The sequence below is a fragment of the Clostridium sp. LIBA-8841 genome, from assembly GCF_057782475.1.
Genome location: NZ_CM173488.1, coordinates 2,161,964 through 2,179,777 on the forward strand (window position 1 = coordinate 2,161,964; position 17,814 = coordinate 2,179,777).

Here is a 17,814-nt window from a genome sequence, read left to right on the forward strand (position 1 = left end):
TAGCTAAAAATCAACATTTACCTAAAACTGAGCCAAAAGTAAAAGAGTCACTACACTTTTAGGTGTGGTGACTCTTCCTATATACCTAATTAAATTTTATCTTTTAAAATCTAATTAACCATCTTATTATCTAGCAGTTCTTAATGTTATACTCTCTTTGCTTGAAAGCTCTCCATTAGAATATTTAGCAGCAATCTTGAAATTGTAGATTGTATGTCTACTTAACCCGCTAAAATTATATGATATTTCTTCAGATCCTATTTCAGCAACCTTTTTACCATCTCTATAAAGAACATATCCTTCTAATCCTTTAGTTGATTCAGGAACATCCCAAGTAGCAACTACGTTTTTCTTGTTAATTTCAGAAGAATCAAAGTTTCTAACTGGTTTAACTACTATCTCTTCTCCTCCAACAGTTTCAAGAGCTTCCATAGCCGCTTTTAGATTTATTGTAATCTCATCAACTTGTTCCTTAGTAGTCTCTATATCATTGTTTAATGCCTTTGCATTATTTAATACTTCTTCAAAGGCAGTCCAACTTTCAACTGTGTAATCACTAGATACTAATTTAGAAGCTTCAACTAATAATTCATTTAACTCTCTAGCTTCAACTAATCCAGCCTGTGCTTCTTCAAGTTTATTTCTTAATACACTTAATTGTGAGAAGTTTATTACATCTAAAGCACTAACTTTATTAGCTACATTATTATATCTTTCTGAAGAAGCTTTTGTATAATCTGCTTCATTGATATCCTCTACTAAAGCCTTTAATTCATTGATTTCCTCAGTAGTAGCAGCTCTATCCTTCTTAGTAACACTTATTTCTTTTATAGCTGCAAAGTTTTGTCCATTAAATGTAGACATGGCTGTTAATCTAATTCCATTAGCTTTTATTGCCTCATCTAATTCTATTTTTTCTCTAACTCCATCAGTGAACTCGCCTTCTTTAACAACAGTCCATTCTCCACCTATATTAGCTTCTAATTTATAGCCTTTGATTGAACCATTTGTTCCTTTTCCACGAGATAATACATTTACAGTATCAAACTCTATTTCTTCTCCAAAGTCAACAGAAAGCCAGTGTTTTCCACTATGATTATCAGCTCCACGATAATTTGTATGCCATAAAGTAGCCTCATTTCCATCAATAGCATATGATGCAGGACCATCATTACCACTTGGTGGATTCATTTCTGAACAAGCACTTGCTTCCCAATTCTCTTTGTTATATTCTATAACATCTGATCCTTCATATGAGTTCGCTATTTCTCTTGCTTCATCATAATAAACAGAGCTATTTCTTAATTGAATATCTCCTATAATTCCATTAAAGTTATTATCACTAACCTTAATAGTTCCACCGCTTATTTCTTGATTTATAATTGATTTGTCATATACAGAATTTATTAATTCTCCATCAATATAAATCTTAAGCATTCCATTAACTTCTCTAACAGCTGAAATATGGTGTAATTCTCCATCATTAACTTTACCAACAAAAGTTGATTCTGTTGAAGTTGGAACATATTGGTCTGTTCCAAAAGTTCCATGTGCTTTTTCAACCACAGTAGTTACCTCTGACTTAGAGTTAACATTTAAATCTTTAACTTTAAAGTTTACATATCCATCTTCATCAATTGATAACTTAATGTCATCCCCTTGACTTAATAAATTTACATTAGTTGATGTAGTATCAACTGCCATAGTCACTGCAAAGTCAGTTGTTCCTTCAAAGCTATTAATTGTATCAACTTCATATTCCTTATTCATGTCTAAGAAATAAGTATCTGAGTTTCCATTGTATTTTTTATTTATATTTTCTCCGCCAATTAATTCATCACCATTTACTATTGATGCAACATTTCCATTTTGGTAAACAGGAATTGTTAAGCTTGTTGTTAATGAATTACCTAAAGCATCTCTCTCTCCATTAACATTTAAAGTTACTTCTTTATCTAAAGCTTCATTAGTAGTTATAACAATAGTTCTATAATCATCTAATAACTTAGATTCGGCCACTTCTGCTCCTTCAACAGAGTAAACTCCCTCACTATTTTCAACACGATCATTGTATTTTATAGTGATTTCACTTTCTCCTGTTACCTTTGCAGAAACTATTTCTGCCTCTTCATTATCTACTTTACCATATTGAAGTATTCTAGTTTCATATGGTTTTAAAGTTACTGTTATGCTATCTCCATAAGATACTGTACCAGCATCTCCAACAACATATGGTAATACTTGATTTCCTTTTAAGTTTGAAACTGATTTTGGAACTCCAACTATATCAGTTAATTCTAAAGTATATTCTTTAGTCTCTCCAGTTGGGTTTCTAAATGAAACTATTCCTTCATTTCCATTCCATGCAGAATATCCATAAACCCCTTCAGTTGCTCTATTACCAAACAATTTTGCTTTTTCTAAAATATGAGCATTACTCTCAGCAAAATCTAAAGCATCAGCATTTACTTGCCATTTCTCATCATCCATTATTGAAGGTGAATAATATAATTCCCAGAATGCTGTTCCACGAACTGCATTTGCAAATAAGAAGTCTCTAAAATCCTCTGTAGTTGCTGAACTACTATCTGATACTCCATATATTGGATCATGGTTATATATATTTTTTGCTGGGAATTGAACTTGGTTTGACTTATAAAGATTGTAATAAACATTATCTCTATAAGTTATTTTTTGTTGATGTCTTGAACCAGTTCCAGCATGACCAGTATCACCTGAATCTTGTACCCATACAGTATTTACCCATTGAAGTAACCATGGACTTAAGTTAACATAGCAAGTTGCATTTATAAATAATCCTTTTCCTTCTTCGGCTCTACTTGCACGCATTGTATCCCAAGCATCAGTCCATTTTTCCCATAAATCTGTTGTATAATACATATTGTTATGTCCGCCAGTCATATGGTCGTGATTTGAATTTGTACAAGGTCTAAGTGCAAATCCATCTAATTTCCAATAGTCTATATCAAATCTTTTTTGATAATCTAAGAATAGACTTGTTAAATTCTTTACATACTTATCTGAACCTACACAAACATTAGTCCAGTAATCATTTTGGGCATATCCAGTTCCCATTTTTTCTAGATATCTTGCAAAACCACTAAAGTAGTTATATCCACCTTGAGGTCCAAGCCATAATCCAAACTTAGATTGGAATTTATTTGTTAACTCTGTAGATGTATATAACTCATTTGGGAATTTATCATTGAACTCCCAGAAATCAGTTCTGTTCATACTATTTCCAGCTTCTGCTGTTGATATATTAGGATTAAACTCTGGATCTCTATAGTTATGCCATCCATCATCAACAACATAAGAATCAACTGGCTCTACTCCATTTTCAGTTAATCCTTTTTCAGAACCATAGAAAGACTTCGAAATACTCTCATCTGTAATTGTAAGCATGTTATCATACCATGAGTTATATTGTTTTCTGAACTCAGTTGGTGTAGCTATTTCTGAAATATACTCAAAGAAGTCTGTTTGTACAACATCTGTATCTACTCCCTCTGCTGCCCCAACAACATTTTGCCATGATACAAATTTCCCATCTGTAGTTAACTGGTTATCTCTTTCTAATTGTTCAAAAGTCTTACCACTATAATATCTTATTTGCATTTCATCATTTACTACATCTGTATCTGCTGCTGGGAATTCTGAACCAAAGAACATACCATTTGCATAAATAGGTTGTCCAAGCATTAACTCATTCTTACCAATCCACATTGAAGATACATCTTTTAAATCTGGATGTGACCAAACTGTGTCTTTTATACTATCATCTAGTACAAAGTTATCTAAATCAATATAATCAATTTGTGCTTCTTCATTATCAGTTATAATCTCAAGGAATGATCTCATATAATGATCATCACCTTCAAGAACTGTTACCATATCAATGTTATATTCTGTTCCAAAAATCTCATATGGCTCATATGAAATAGTAAGCTTTTTACCATTTTCAATGTCTTCTATCTTTGTAGTAGATACATCTATTGTTAAATCACTAGACTTGATTTCTGTTTTTGAAGTTTCTGGAATAACATATTTATCAGAATATAAGTTTATTTCTGCTCCTGAAAATTCTTGAGTATTTCCTAAAGCATCTGATAATTGATCGATTCTTATATATCTTGTTTCATAGGTTTTATCAAAATTTCCATAAACCACATCACCTACATTGTGTAGATTTCCTTCTTGATGTAGATTATAATCCTCTGCAGTAAATTCACCTTCACCTGCCTCTGTCCAATTTACCCCATCTTCACTTACATAAAGCTTGTATGCTCCCATTGTTCCATTCTTACCATAATTAGCATCAGTATATCCTGGACGTTTTAAGTATGAAAAAGAAGATATTGTTTGAACTTCACCTAAATCAATTTTCAATGATGTTGGGTATCCAGTTATTCTATAACTATCGATGTAAGTATTTTTGTCTCCATCAAATAGCTTAGTAATATCTGTTTGAGGATACTCAGTTCCATTTTGAACAGAAAGTGTTCCTTTCCAATTATCTCTTTGTAAAACCTCTGTAGGTAAAGTAGGCTCTGGATTTTCTAGTTCAGGTTTTATTGTGTTTATAACAAAGTCTTCTGAGCCAGCCTGTGGAATTATATTAGTATTGGCTCTACTATTTTCTATTTCCCTTGTTAATACCTTTCCATCAACAATTGAAAACTCTCTTGAAATGAATTCGTTTCCAATGAATAGTTTATCATTACTCTTACTAGCAACAACATCGCCATTATTTTCATTTCCTTCTGCTAGTACTGCCATTGGTGCAATATTAGTTAAAGCAACACTAAGCCCTAAGGTTAAGGATAAAGTTTTTTTTGAAAATTTTTTACCCGGCATTTCTTTTTTCTCCCCCTTTTAATTTTAGAAAAATATTTTTAATATACTTTCCTATTAATAAGTAGCCTAAGATTTATTTCCTCAAATATATCTTACTTTCTAAAATACTTTATTGAATTTTACACCCCCTTTTAAAATTCACCGCCCTATTTCCATTTATTGGTAATAATACTGTAATTATATCATTACCACTTTTTCAATTCAACTATTATAAAATTTTTAATAAGTAATTTTAAATATTAATTACTATACCATTCTTAATTAATCTAAATACAAAATTCATGATTATATTTTATAAAAAATAATTATATGTAATATTTTACAAATTATATAATAACTGTTTTATTATCTATAATATTATCTTATAATATTTTGTAAATAGATTTTAAAAGAAAGGAGGATAAATCAAAATCAGTTAAAAGACTATTTTTAAGCTTACTAAGTTCTAAGAAAACTTTATTTTTTACAACTCTTAGAATTTATATTTCTAAAAATACTTAAGTAAGGGGTTTATTATGATGAAATTTAAAAACAAATTCACTAGGCTGTTAAGTAATTCATTGACACTTATTATGTGTTGTTCTCTACTTCCAATTGGAACTTTACAAACTCAAGCTAAAGAAAAAAATACTTCTTTAGATACTGAAGAAGTAACAACTATTATTGATGACTCTGAAAAAGGTACTGGCTTAAATCAATTTAACTTTTCAGAAGGTTGGGTAGCTGATAGAGCTTCTATTGATTATAACGGAACTGAACATTGGACAAATAAAAATAGATGGGTAAATGGAGAAGCTCCTTCTTTTGAATTAAGGTTTAAAGGAACTAAAATAGAGCTTTATGGTAAAAAAGATAATGATTTAGGTATTTATGCCATAAGTATTGATGGTAATGAACCTATAGAAGTAGATGCCTATAATCTTAATGCTCAAAATCAAGAAAAATTATTTGAAGCTTCTAATTTAACTAATGAAGAACATACTCTAAAATTTCAAATTTTAGATAAAAGAAATCCTATGGCAAGCAATTCAAAACCTTTAGGTGCTCAAATAGATTTCGCTAAGGTCTACTCTACTGAAATTGTAGATCCTAATAAAGAATATGTAACACCAGTAAACGATCACACCATTGGTGATGATTTATTCCAATTTACTTATTCAAGTGGTTGGAGCGAAAGTACTGGCATAGGTTCTTTCTATAATGGTGATGAATTCTGGACTTTAGCTACTGCTGATTTTCAGCCTAGTTATACCCTAAAGTTTTATGGGAACAAAGTAGAATTATACGGTGTTAAAGAACCTTCTTCTGCTATATGTGAAGTTACTATAGATGGTGGTGAACCTGAGGAAATGGATCCATACAACCCAACTAGATTAGTTGGTCAAAAGTTATATGAAAAAGAGGGATTATCAGATGGTGAACACACTCTTACTGTAAAAGTTACTCATAGAAAAAATCCTTCTTCAAGTAGCTATAATGGAGAAATAGATTATGCAAAGGTTTATCATAAACAAATTCCTGCTACTGGAATAACTTTTAATACAGAGGGTATTCAAATTGAAAATGGTATGAGTGATTCAGTAAACGCAACAGTCATTCCTTCATACTCAACTCAGAAGACAATAAACTATTCGATAGAAGATGAAAATATAGCTTCTATTGATGAGAATGGTGAAATAACTACTAAAAATGAAGGAGAAACTAATATAATTGCTACTGTTAAAGGAACTAATATTTCTAAAACTATACCATTAAAAGTTACTAAGGCAGGAGCTCTTCTTGGCGTCGCTGTTGGTTCCACAGATTTTCATTACCTTCAAAAAAATTATAATGATATAAAAAATTTAAATTCAAATACATGGAATGATGTAGCTTGGATAGGAGATGAGCTTAATTCTAAAATTGTTACTTGGACAAAGTCATCCCCTGTTAATAATGTTGCAGTAACTTCAAGTGATTTTATAAATGAAAATGGAAATACAATTTCTTCAGATAATGTTGAAATATCTTGGCTTAAGGAAACTTTAGCAAATATAGGTCGTGGTAACCCATCTGCTCCTGTTGAGCTATTTCCAGATATAATCCATAAATCTGGTTCATTAAATATAGAAGCAAATAAAGTTACTTCTGCATGGGTTAATATTTCAATTCCTAGAGATACAAAACCTGGAGTTTATACCGGTTCTTTAACTGTAAATGCAGATGAATTAGAGAAACCATATGTTTTTGATTATTCCTTTGAAGTTTTAGATTTAGTACAACCTCTTCCAAAGGAAACAAATACTCAAATTGAATTATGGCAGCATCCTTACACTACAGCGAGATATTACGGTATAACTGAAGAGGATTTATTTACAGAAAAGCATTTTAAATATTTAAGAGAAAACCTTGAAGAGTATAGAGACATGGGTGGTCGTGGTGTTATAGCTAATATAGTTGAAGAGGCTTGGAACCACCAATCCTATGATAGTGATCCTTCAATGATTAAGTGGAAAAAGAAAGCTGATGGTACTTTTGAATTTGATTACTCTCACTTTGATAAGTGGATTCAATTTAACGTAGATTTAGGAATTCTAGATCCTGAAAATGGTTTTGGACAAATAAAATGTTATAGTATAGTTCCTTGGAACAATAGAATACAATACTTTAACGAAGCTACGAATAAAAATGAATCAATAAGTCCTAAACCTGGTAGTGAACTTTGGATAAATACCTGGACTCAATTTTTAACTTCATTTATGTCTCACCTTGAAGAAAAAGGTTGGTTTGATATAACATACATTTCAATGGATGAAAGAAGTATGGATGACTTAAGAGCCTCTGTTGATTTAATTGAAAGTATTACAAATAATAATGGCGATCACTTTAAAATATCCTCTGCTATGAATTATCAAAGTGGAAATGATTATTCTTTCTTAGATAGAATAGATGATATATCAATTGGCTTATCTCATATAAATCATAATTCTGATGATATGAAAAACATGGCTGCACATAGAGAAGACCTTGGATTATTGACTACAATATATACTTGTACTGGAGATTATCCAAATAGTTTCACCATAAGTGATACGGCAGAAAGCGCTTGGACTATGTGGTATTCATTAGCTCAAAATACTGATGGATTTATGCGTTGGTCATGGGATGGATGGGTTGAAAATCCATTAGAAAATGTATCATATAAATATTGGGAGCCTGGTGACCCTTGGTTTATATACCCAGCTGAAAAAGATAGCACTACTAATACCTTCTACTCTACTCCTAGATTTGAAAGATTAAAGGAAGGTATAAGGGATATAAATAAAGCTAAATATCTAATGGAAAATGCTCCAGAATTAAAGGATGATATAGATGCTTTAGTTAAATCACTTAAAAGACCTAAGCAAGGTGGAAATGGATATGGCTCTGCAGTAGCTGCTTCTCAAGCTGATAAAGATTTAACTATTTTAGAAGTGAACAGAATGAAAGAAGGAATAAATGATTTTGCAAGAGAATTTATCTCATCACAAGATGAAAATATAATAGTTAATCCTGTTAGAAACTTTGAAGCACTAGAAATTAATAAGAATAATGTTTCTGTCACTTGGGAAGCTCCTGAAACTACTAAGGGTTTAGAGGGCTATATTCTTTATAAGGACGGTAAAAAAGTGGTAGAATTAAAACCTGAAGAAACTACTTATAAATTTACCAATTTAAATAGACACACTATTTATAACTTTAAAATAGCAGCTAAATATAGCAATGGTGAAATATCCAATAAAGAATCTATTACCTTAAGAACTACAAGATAAAAACTTAATAAAAAAGGGGCTGTATCAAAATAACTCATCAATAAAACTTATAAATAATATGAAGAGAATATCTGAATGAACTTTAGAATTTAAGCTATTACGTAGAATAATTTGCGTTAAGAAGCGAAGCTGTTTTACCAGCGGGAGTTCTGAGCTTTAGCAAATTATTCGGAGTAATTGCTATAAATAATGACTCCAATGTAACTAAAGTTCCATTGGATAAGTTCAAGAATCCAAATTAAAATTTGGACTTTCACTTAAAATTCAGTAATTCTCGGAATATATTTATAAGTTTTATATACGAGTTTTGATACATCCCCTTTTGTATTGTTTATAATATAATTTAGAACTTTATAAAATATATTTGGTATTATACAAATAATATACTATAAACATTTTTTGATTTATATAATTCTCCAATAAACCAATGAATCCTAACTATATTTCTTCTACTTTATTTTGTAAAAAATCATGTAATTTCTTTTCTCTTGCAACTAGTTTTTCTACAAATTCTGTTTTTGGGTTATTTAATATTTCTCTTGGTTTTCCATATTGTTCTATTTTCCCATCATTCATAACAAGAATCTTTGTTCCAAGTTTAATTGCCTCTGAAATATCATGAGTTACAAAAATAATAGTTATACCAGTTTGCTTATGGATTCTAATTATTTCCTCTTGTAATTGCCCCCTAGTAATTTCATCTACAGCTCCAAAAGGTTCATCCATTAAAAGTAAGTCTGGTGATGTTGATAAGGCCCTTGCAATTCCCACCCTTTGTTGTTGTCCTCCAGAAAGCTCATCTGGATACCTACCTAAAAGTTCTTCATCTAACCCTACAATATCCATCCACTTCTTCACTGCATTCCTTGTTTTCTCTTTATTTTTTTTATTTAATAAATTAGGAACATAGGCAATATTTTTTTCTATGGTCATATGAGGGAAAAGAACGCTCCCCTGTATGGAATAACCTATATTTCTACGAAGTGATATAATATCTTCCTCTTCAATATTTTTATTCCTAACTAGTATGGTTCCTTCCTCTGGTTTTATAAGACCATTTATCATCTTTAAAATCGTTGTTTTACCGCATCCTGAACTTCCTATTACAGTTAGGAACTCTCCTTGTTCAATATCAAGATTAAAATTCTCTATAACGGTGTTTTCCCCATAAGTTTTCTTTATATTTTGGAATTTAATAATTGCACTCATTTATTCTCCCCCTATTTAAGAATTCCCTTTTCTATCAAGAATTCACGAGCAACAACTTCAGCGTCAACTCCTTCCGTCTCTACCCTATAATTTAAGTATGCCATCTTTTCATCATCTAAAATTCCTTCAAGCTTCTTGAAAACATCATTTAATTCAGGATAATCTTCTAAGATTTCATCCCTTACTACCATAGCTGCCATAGCTGAAGAAAAGAAATTTTTATCATCCTTTAAGACTACAACCTCAGCAACTGCAAGCTGTCCATCCGTAGTGAATATATCCATAACATCAACTTTACCTTCATTCATAGCCTGATATTTTAATCCAATATCTAAATCAATGGTTTCTTTAAAATTGAATCCATATGTTGAACAAAATGCCTCATATCCATCTGGTCTCTCATAAAAATCATACTCTGCACCAAATACCAGCTTGTCAGATATTTTTGCAAGATCAGAATAGGTCTTAAGGTTATATTCTTCTGCTATATCTTTTCTTACTGCAAGTCCATAAGTATCATTAAATCCAACTACTCCTGTCCAAGTTAAATGATATTTTTCTGCATATTCTTTCTTTAACTCTTCATACATGGTTTCATCATAAAATCCCTTATGATTTAATACCATATTCCATCCAGTAGAAGTATACTCTGGATACATATCAAACTCTCCACTTTCCATACCTGGCATAATATTAGATGTACCTCCACCAACACCTTGAGTTAATTTAACTTCTAAATCCGTGTCTTGTTCAATTACATCTTTTAGCATAGCTCCTATTATATACTGTTCAGTCATAGGTTTTGTAGCAATATTTATAGTATCAATATTACCTTCTTTTGTTAATACTCTTCCAAATATTAATGCACAAATTATAATTAAAATAATTCCTGCTATTCCTCTTTTCTTTCCTATATTTCTTCTCTTCCTTTTTCCTATACTCTCAACTTTACTAAGAATAAAATCTACCACTATGGCTAATAAAGCTATAAGTAAACTTCCCGCTAAAGTCATGGCAGAATTATTAGTAGTTATTCCTCTATAAATAGCGACACCTAATCCCCCTGCACCTATAAAAGAAGCTATACCAGCAAGAGCAATTGTCATAGTAGCCATATTTCTTACTCCAGCCATAATGACTGGCATTGCAAGGGGAAGTTTTATCTTATATAAAATTTGAAATTTTGTGCTTCCCATGCCCTCGGCAGCTTCTAAAATTCTACTATCAATATTGGTAATTCCAGTATGAGTATTTCGAACCATTGGTAAAAGTGCATATATAGTCAATGCTATAATTGCAGTAGTATTTCCAATACCTGATAAAGGAATTAAAAAACCTAATAGTGATATTGATGGAATAGTATAGACAAAATTTATAATTGCAAGAATTGCCTTAGAACTTTTCTTATATTCACTAATTAAAATTCCTATTAATAGCCCAATAATGCAAGCTATAATAATAGCAAGGAGTGAAATTTGCAAATGCTCAAGTAAAAGATTCAAATAGAATTCCTTCTTTTCTGTTAATTGCACAAATATATCACTAATCACCTTTTCCTGTCCCCCTTTATAATTTTTAAAATAACTTTCTACAAATAACTAATTAAGTAAAACACGCTCTTTTTTACTATTTTATAATTAGGAATCACTATTTATTCCTTTAAATATTTTTATATGAATTAATCACAAATAACTTAAAATATATTTCAAATCAAAAGACTTGAGTAAGAAAATTAAAAACACCCTATATTTAAACTTTTAAATATAGGATGTTTTATAAATAGAATCACAATCATTTTATAATTCAAAGTTTACACCTTTTTATATTATTAAACTATTTTTCCAAATCTATTATAATAGTCTCTTCTATATAATTTTCAATTATCTCTCGCGCCATATTAAAGTAATTTACACACTTATCAATTATTACTGCATCAGTACTTACAACTCTATCTAATTTTTCTAAAATTACATCAGCATTATTAACTAAATTAACCTCTACATTTATATTCCATTCCTTAGAATACTCTAATATTTTATGCTTTAAATTACCTGAATTAGAAACAGGAGAATCCAAATAAAAAATAACATTTTTACAATTATACTTATTCAAAAATTCTCCAATTATTTTTAGAGCTTTATCTGTTTTATCAATAATTTTATAAGTCCCTCTAAGTCCTGCTAAATCTCTAATACAACCATCACTTCCTATAATTAAAGTTCCTCCTGATAGAGCAACTTCAAGGGTTATTAATAAATTGAAGCCATCTATATGTATAGCTCCTTCTCTTAAACATTCTAAAGGAAGTCTTTTTTCTCTTCTTATCTTCTTACTTTCTTCAGAACAGACTCCTCTTTTTAAAGCATCTCTCTGTCTTAGAGAAAATTGATATCTATCTCCAACAAATTTAATAACATGCTCCATTTTATAATCTCTACTTATTAACCATTCAATTTCTTCTTTTGCTTTTTGTAATCTTTCTTGTTCCTTATTATAAAACCATCTCTTATCACTTTCGTCAAATCCTCTTTTAGTTACCTTGCTCATTCTTATCCTCACTTTATAGTATTAAAATTATTTTTCATTAAGTAAATACTTCTCTATTTTACTTTGTACAACTTTAACATTCCTTCTAACTTTCTATCAATAATCTAAATAAACTTTTTCTTCTACAAAACAGTCAGAAGAGACTCTATTTAATTCAACATCTAATTATAGTATTTCTTAATAGTTCCCACTTATGATTTTTAATATATTTATGTATAAGTTTACTTTTAATTATATACTATTAAAAAGTAAAAAATCCACGATATAATATCATGGATTTTTTATTCGCAATTATTTATAATAGTTTGTCCACTCTTCACATTTATCTAGTGTCATATTAATAAATTTTTGATATTTAGCTAATTCATCATTTTTAAACTCTTTTTCAATTTTCTTTTTATTGTCTATCCATTTCTTTTGAACTTTTGTTATTTTTTTAAAATCTTCTTGAGATAAATTTTCTTTAAATTCTCTATACATATTATTTAATAACTCATCACTTAACTCATAAACAACTTTTGCATTTTCTACGTTGCTTACATCATAAGATCTTAAAGTTGTTATTAAAGCATTATAGTACCTAAAAAATCCTTGACCCTTTGGAAGTAATTCTTCTGCACTTAAACTTTTGTTTTTAAAGTCTTCCCTTATATCTTCATTTACTTCTTTACTACTATTTGCATCTTCATTTTTTGCAACATATTCATGTGTGTCATTAGAGGTAATATTAGTATTTTCTTCTTTAGTGCTAACTTTCTCATTAGTTGGCTCAGACTTATATTTAACCTCTATTAAAAGATATGCTATACCGCCAAGTAATATAGAGATTATTACTACCACTGAAACATATTTTAAAATACTACTTTTATTATTTTTCTCCATTTAACCTTCTCCTTCGTTAAAATTTCATTAATTGGTATGGATGTCTTTATGATTCCAGTAATAAATTATACCTATTAAAATAATAATGCTCAACTAATTTACATATTTTCAGTCATATAATAAACTTCTTCATATAGTACACTCCTTTAATAAACTCCTTTTTTTCTCTATATTCTCTATATTCTTTATATAATAAAAACACAAGGCATTTTATATGGTGCCTTGTGTTTTTACATAAATTAATTTTTATTTAAGAAAATATTATATTCAGTAAAACTATTCTCCTAAAATGCTATTCATTACTATTTGAATGTCAGCTGTATCTACTATACCATCTCTATTTATATCAGATTTCTCACTTAGAGAATTACCTGGTATAACATCACCTTGATATTTAGATACTATTGACAAGTCTCCTACGTTTATAACTCCATCACCATTGACATCAGCTGAAATCTCATCCTCTTCTAATGCATAATTTAGAGTATAAACATTCTTAGAACCAGATTCTGAACGAACAACTATTGTTGATTTATTTTTATAAACCGGTAAAATAGTTATTGCTGCATTCTCATCTGCTAAAGCTTCTACAGTTGTAGGTAATGTTTCTAAATTAACTGTATACTCAGTGGTATTAGGATCAAAACCTTCTAAAGCTTTTCCATCTAATTTAATTTCAGATAAAGTATTATTTGTATTAGCATTCATTTGTGGTATATACTCATAAACAGCAACTTCTGATAATCCAATACACTTTCCTACTTCAGGTTGTTGCATGTATATACGTATGCTATCAGTATTTATTACTTCATCTAAGAAATAAGTTGTCTCTCCAGCAAGGTATGATACCTCTGTTGTATTTGAATGAGGAGCAACAACATATTCACCAGCTTCATTTTTATAACTTATTTCAACCTTCTTAGGAATTCTTCCATATACATTATCAGTAAATAACCATAAATCTAGTCTATCTACATCATATTTATTTTCCCAATCTAATTGAACATATGCCCCTTTAGGTTCTCCATTTACTGTTAAGTTACGCTCATTCCAGTTTGTCCAACGCTCTCTTGTATCTAAGCTATTATTAGTTATTCCATTATTAATAGCATTTAAATTATCTGATTGAGAAATACAACTTTGACTTAAAGTAGGAATATCTTCATTAGAAGAATTATTTATAGCAAGATTAGAAGCTGCTTTTAAAGCCTCAACTACACGCACTGTTGAAGTTACAGTATATCTCTTACCTAATAAAGAAACCTCTCCTTCAACAGCAACTGTTGTATTAGGTTCACTAAAATCTACTTCTTCTAAATTCCAATCTACTTTAAATTCTTCACATTCTCCTCCATCTGCCAAATATCCTTTTACTGTCTTAGGAAGTGTAGGAGCTTGTCCAGCATATGTGAATGTCGAATAGTTTTCCATTGAAACAACATCACCAATTACGTGAACATTAACATTTACAGCAACATCTGTTCCTTCTAATTTACCATTCACCTTAAAGATCTGTGGAGTATCTAATTCTGACTCATCATATTCATTCCATAAGATATTAAAATTCTCAGTTGTTCCATCGCTATATCTTCCCTCTACAGTTGATGGTAATTCTGGCTTTTCACTTAAATTAACATAATAGTCTTTAACAATTTCATAAGACTCTAAGAATTTATCATCTCCAGCATTGTTTACAGTATTAATTTCTATAGATTGAGATTGTAAACCCTCTCCAGAAACATTTAATGTCATAGCACCTGCATCCTTAGTTGATTGTACTATTACTAAGGCTTTACCACTTAATGCCTTTCTAGTGGCAGTTGTATCACTTGTAGGTTTATAAGATTCTGTATCAGTTTGATCTCCATTATCAACACCTACAATCTTACCATTACCCTCTAATTCAAAGTTTAATCTATTAGATGCACCTGGAACTATATTTCCATCCTCATCTACTATATCTACAGTAATATAAGATAAATCATATCCATCAGAATCAATAGTATCTCTATCTGCACTTAGTTTTACAGTAGTAGGGTCACCTGTTGTTGTAACTGACTTTCTACCTTCTGTATTTGTAATTTCATTTCCATCCTTGTCATATGCCTTAGCAGTTAAAGTACCTTCTTCATAAGGAACGTTAAATACTGGATATAATGAATCATTTCCAAAAGTATAGTATTTATAACCAGCCTCAGTTGTATGCTCAGTTGAAGTTTGCTCTCCAACCTTTTCATCATTTAGATATAATTCTACTTTATGAGCATCAGTAAATACATTTACCTCAACATTTCTATTTTCTATAACTATATCTTCTCTATTCCATGTTGGAAGTACATGTAATGTATTTACATCATCATTCCATTGACTTTGATATAAATAATATATATCTTTTTCAAAACCTGCAGTATCAACTATACCAAAGTAACTTGATTTTGGAGATGGACCATTTCCACCACCAACACTACCACTACCAGTACCATTCCAAGGAGTAGGCTCACCTATATAGTCAAAGCCTGTCCATACAAATTCTCCTGCATTATAGTCATTCTTTATAACGAACTTCCAAGCGTCACTAGCTGAGTGTCCCCAACCAACTCTTGTAGTATCATTGTCGTACTCTGAAATACGATGATTTCCATAATCTATTCCTTTTGTTTTATAATATCCTCTAGTATGAACTGCACTACTAGTTTCAGAAGCATATAATGTCCAATCTGGATGTCTTTCTCTTTGTTGTGCAACTTGTCTCTCATTAGCATAGTTAAATCCAACTAGTCCACCATTATCATCAACTACTTCTGAAATAGCCTCTGCCGTTCTATCACCATTTTTAGTTCTGTTATCACCTATAGTAACAGGTCTTGTTGCATCTTCTGCCTCAATCCAATCAATTATATCTTGAGCTACATTAGTATAGTTAGATGCACTTCCACTAATTCCTTCTAATACCTCGTTACCTATTGACCACATTATTATTGATGGGCTATTCTTAGAATTTTTGACCATAGATCTAGCTTCAAACTCTCCCCATGTCATTCCTGATGTTCCATTTATAATCTCATTTTCCTCTTCTATTACTTCATTAAAGTACTTAGAAAAGTCATTTACGTTTCCGTTCTTAGGATTTGTCCATGTATCAAAAGCTTCATTTATAACCAATAGTCCTAAACGGTCACAAATTTCTAGTAACATGTCACTTGCTGGATTATGAGAAACACGTATTGCATTAACTCCCATTTCCTTCATTATTTCCATTTGACGCTCTACAGCACGGTAGTAAGAAGCAGCTCCTAAGGCTCCTTGGTCGTGGTGCATACAAACACCTTTTAATTTCATCATTTCTCCATTTAATGAGAATCCAGTATCTTTATCAAAGTTATAATATCTGAATCCAAAGTCTGTGAAATAAGTATCCACTACTTTACCATCTATTAAAACTTCACTTTTCACTTTATACATATTAGGATTGTCAACTGACCATAAATCTGGTTTATTGACAATACCAGTTTGATTGAAAGTTACACTCTCATTAGCAGCTATAATTTGTTCACTTATTACTGGTTCACTAACTTCCTCTCCATTAGCATCTAATATAGTACTTTTAACTGTAACATTAGATTCTTCTATGGATTCGTTTTCAACAATAGTCTCAATAGCTACGTCTACATTACCATCTTTTTGTTCTTCAATATTTGGAGTTGTAACTGTCGTTCCTAAATGAGAAACATGGATAGAATCTGTAACACTTAATGTTACATCACGATAAATCCCACTTCCTGAATACCATCTACTAGTTGGCACAGGATTAGATACCTTAACAGCAATTATATTTTCTGTTTGTCCATCACATACTAATGCATCAGTAATATCAAAGGCAAAAGCAGTATAACCATAATTATGTTCACCTATCTTTTTACCGTTTACATAGACTTCTGCATTCATATACACACCATCAAAATTTAATGTAAAGTCTTTACCATCATACTTTTCAGGAACTACAAAGCTTTTACGATACCATCCAGTCCCTCCTAATAAAAATCCACTTTCAGCTTCTCCTTGTACAGTAAAGTCTCCTTCAATACTCCAGTCATGAGGTAAATTTAATCCTCTCCAAGAAGAATCATCAAAATCTACAGCCCCTGCACCTGATGGATCACCCTTAAAGAACTTCCAATTGTCATTAAAGATAGTTGACCGTTCTCCATCCTTAATAAATCCAACATGTACTGTTTCAGATTCTGGAACTTGTCTTGTTTCAGCCATTACTAAAGTAGGTGACAAAGTTAAAGCAAAAGCTAATGCTACCCCTAGAGCAGAGCTTTTTTTGTGAAATGGTTTCATGTTACTATTCCCCCTTTTAATTAGCATAGGTTAAAGTTAATAAAACTATAAATTATAGAAGTGTTAATTTCTTATAATTAATTTAAGCCATCAACCTATATTACTTTTATTAACTATTATGTATAATAATAACATTTTATTAGTGAACAGTAAAGTATTAACA

At 30.5% G+C, this 17,814-nt stretch carries 6 protein-coding genes and 2 pseudogenes; 2 read left to right on the forward strand and 6 right to left on the reverse strand.

Translation table 11 applies throughout. The features are described from left to right. Positions 1-126 precede the first annotated feature (126 nt). A complete protein-coding gene (locus tag AC2A4K_RS09420; protein WP_322502233.1) occupies positions 127-4,878 on the reverse strand; it encodes a discoidin domain-containing protein in 4,752 nt (1,583 codons plus the stop codon). A gap of 1,349 nt (positions 4,879-6,227) precedes the next feature. Here AC2A4K_RS09420 and AC2A4K_RS09425 point away from each other — a divergent pair. Further along, positions 6,228-8,180 (forward strand): annotated as a pseudogene (locus AC2A4K_RS09425) (glycoside hydrolase domain-containing protein); the annotation flags it as partial. 216 nt (positions 8,181-8,396) lie between these two features. Next, positions 8,397-8,669: pseudogene (locus tag AC2A4K_RS09430) on the forward strand (fibronectin type III domain-containing protein); the annotation flags it as partial. 438 nt (positions 8,670-9,107) lie between these two features. Here the strand turns inward: AC2A4K_RS09430 and AC2A4K_RS09435 are convergent. The 5 genes from AC2A4K_RS09435 to AC2A4K_RS09455 form a co-directional block, all read right to left on the reverse strand. Next, complete coding sequence (locus AC2A4K_RS09435; protein WP_322502234.1) at positions 9,108-9,878, reverse strand: ABC transporter ATP-binding protein; 771 nt, start codon at positions 9,876-9,878, stop codon at positions 9,108-9,110. Between the two features lie 11 nt (positions 9,879-9,889). Then, the gene (locus AC2A4K_RS09440) at positions 9,890-11,428 is read right to left on the reverse strand and encodes an ABC transporter permease/substrate-binding protein (RefSeq protein ID WP_322502235.1); all 1,539 of its coding nucleotides are present in this window, start codon (positions 11,426-11,428) and stop codon (positions 9,890-9,892) included. Positions 11,429-11,711: 283 nt separating this feature from the next. Continuing rightward, a complete protein-coding gene (locus tag AC2A4K_RS09445; RefSeq protein ID WP_322502236.1) occupies positions 11,712-12,425 on the reverse strand; it encodes a DUF434 domain-containing protein in 714 nt (237 codons plus the stop codon). A 291-nt stretch (positions 12,426-12,716) separates the two neighbouring features. Beyond that, entirely contained in the window at positions 12,717-13,307 is a 591-nt protein-coding gene (locus AC2A4K_RS09450; RefSeq protein ID WP_322502237.1) for a hypothetical protein, read from the reverse strand. 276 nt (positions 13,308-13,583) lie between these two features. Beyond that, the gene (locus AC2A4K_RS09455; RefSeq protein WP_322502238.1) at positions 13,584-17,651 is read right to left on the reverse strand and encodes a glycoside hydrolase family 2 TIM barrel-domain containing protein; all 4,068 of its coding nucleotides are present in this window, start codon (positions 17,649-17,651) and stop codon (positions 13,584-13,586) included. Between the last annotated feature and the right edge of the window lie 163 nt (positions 17,652-17,814).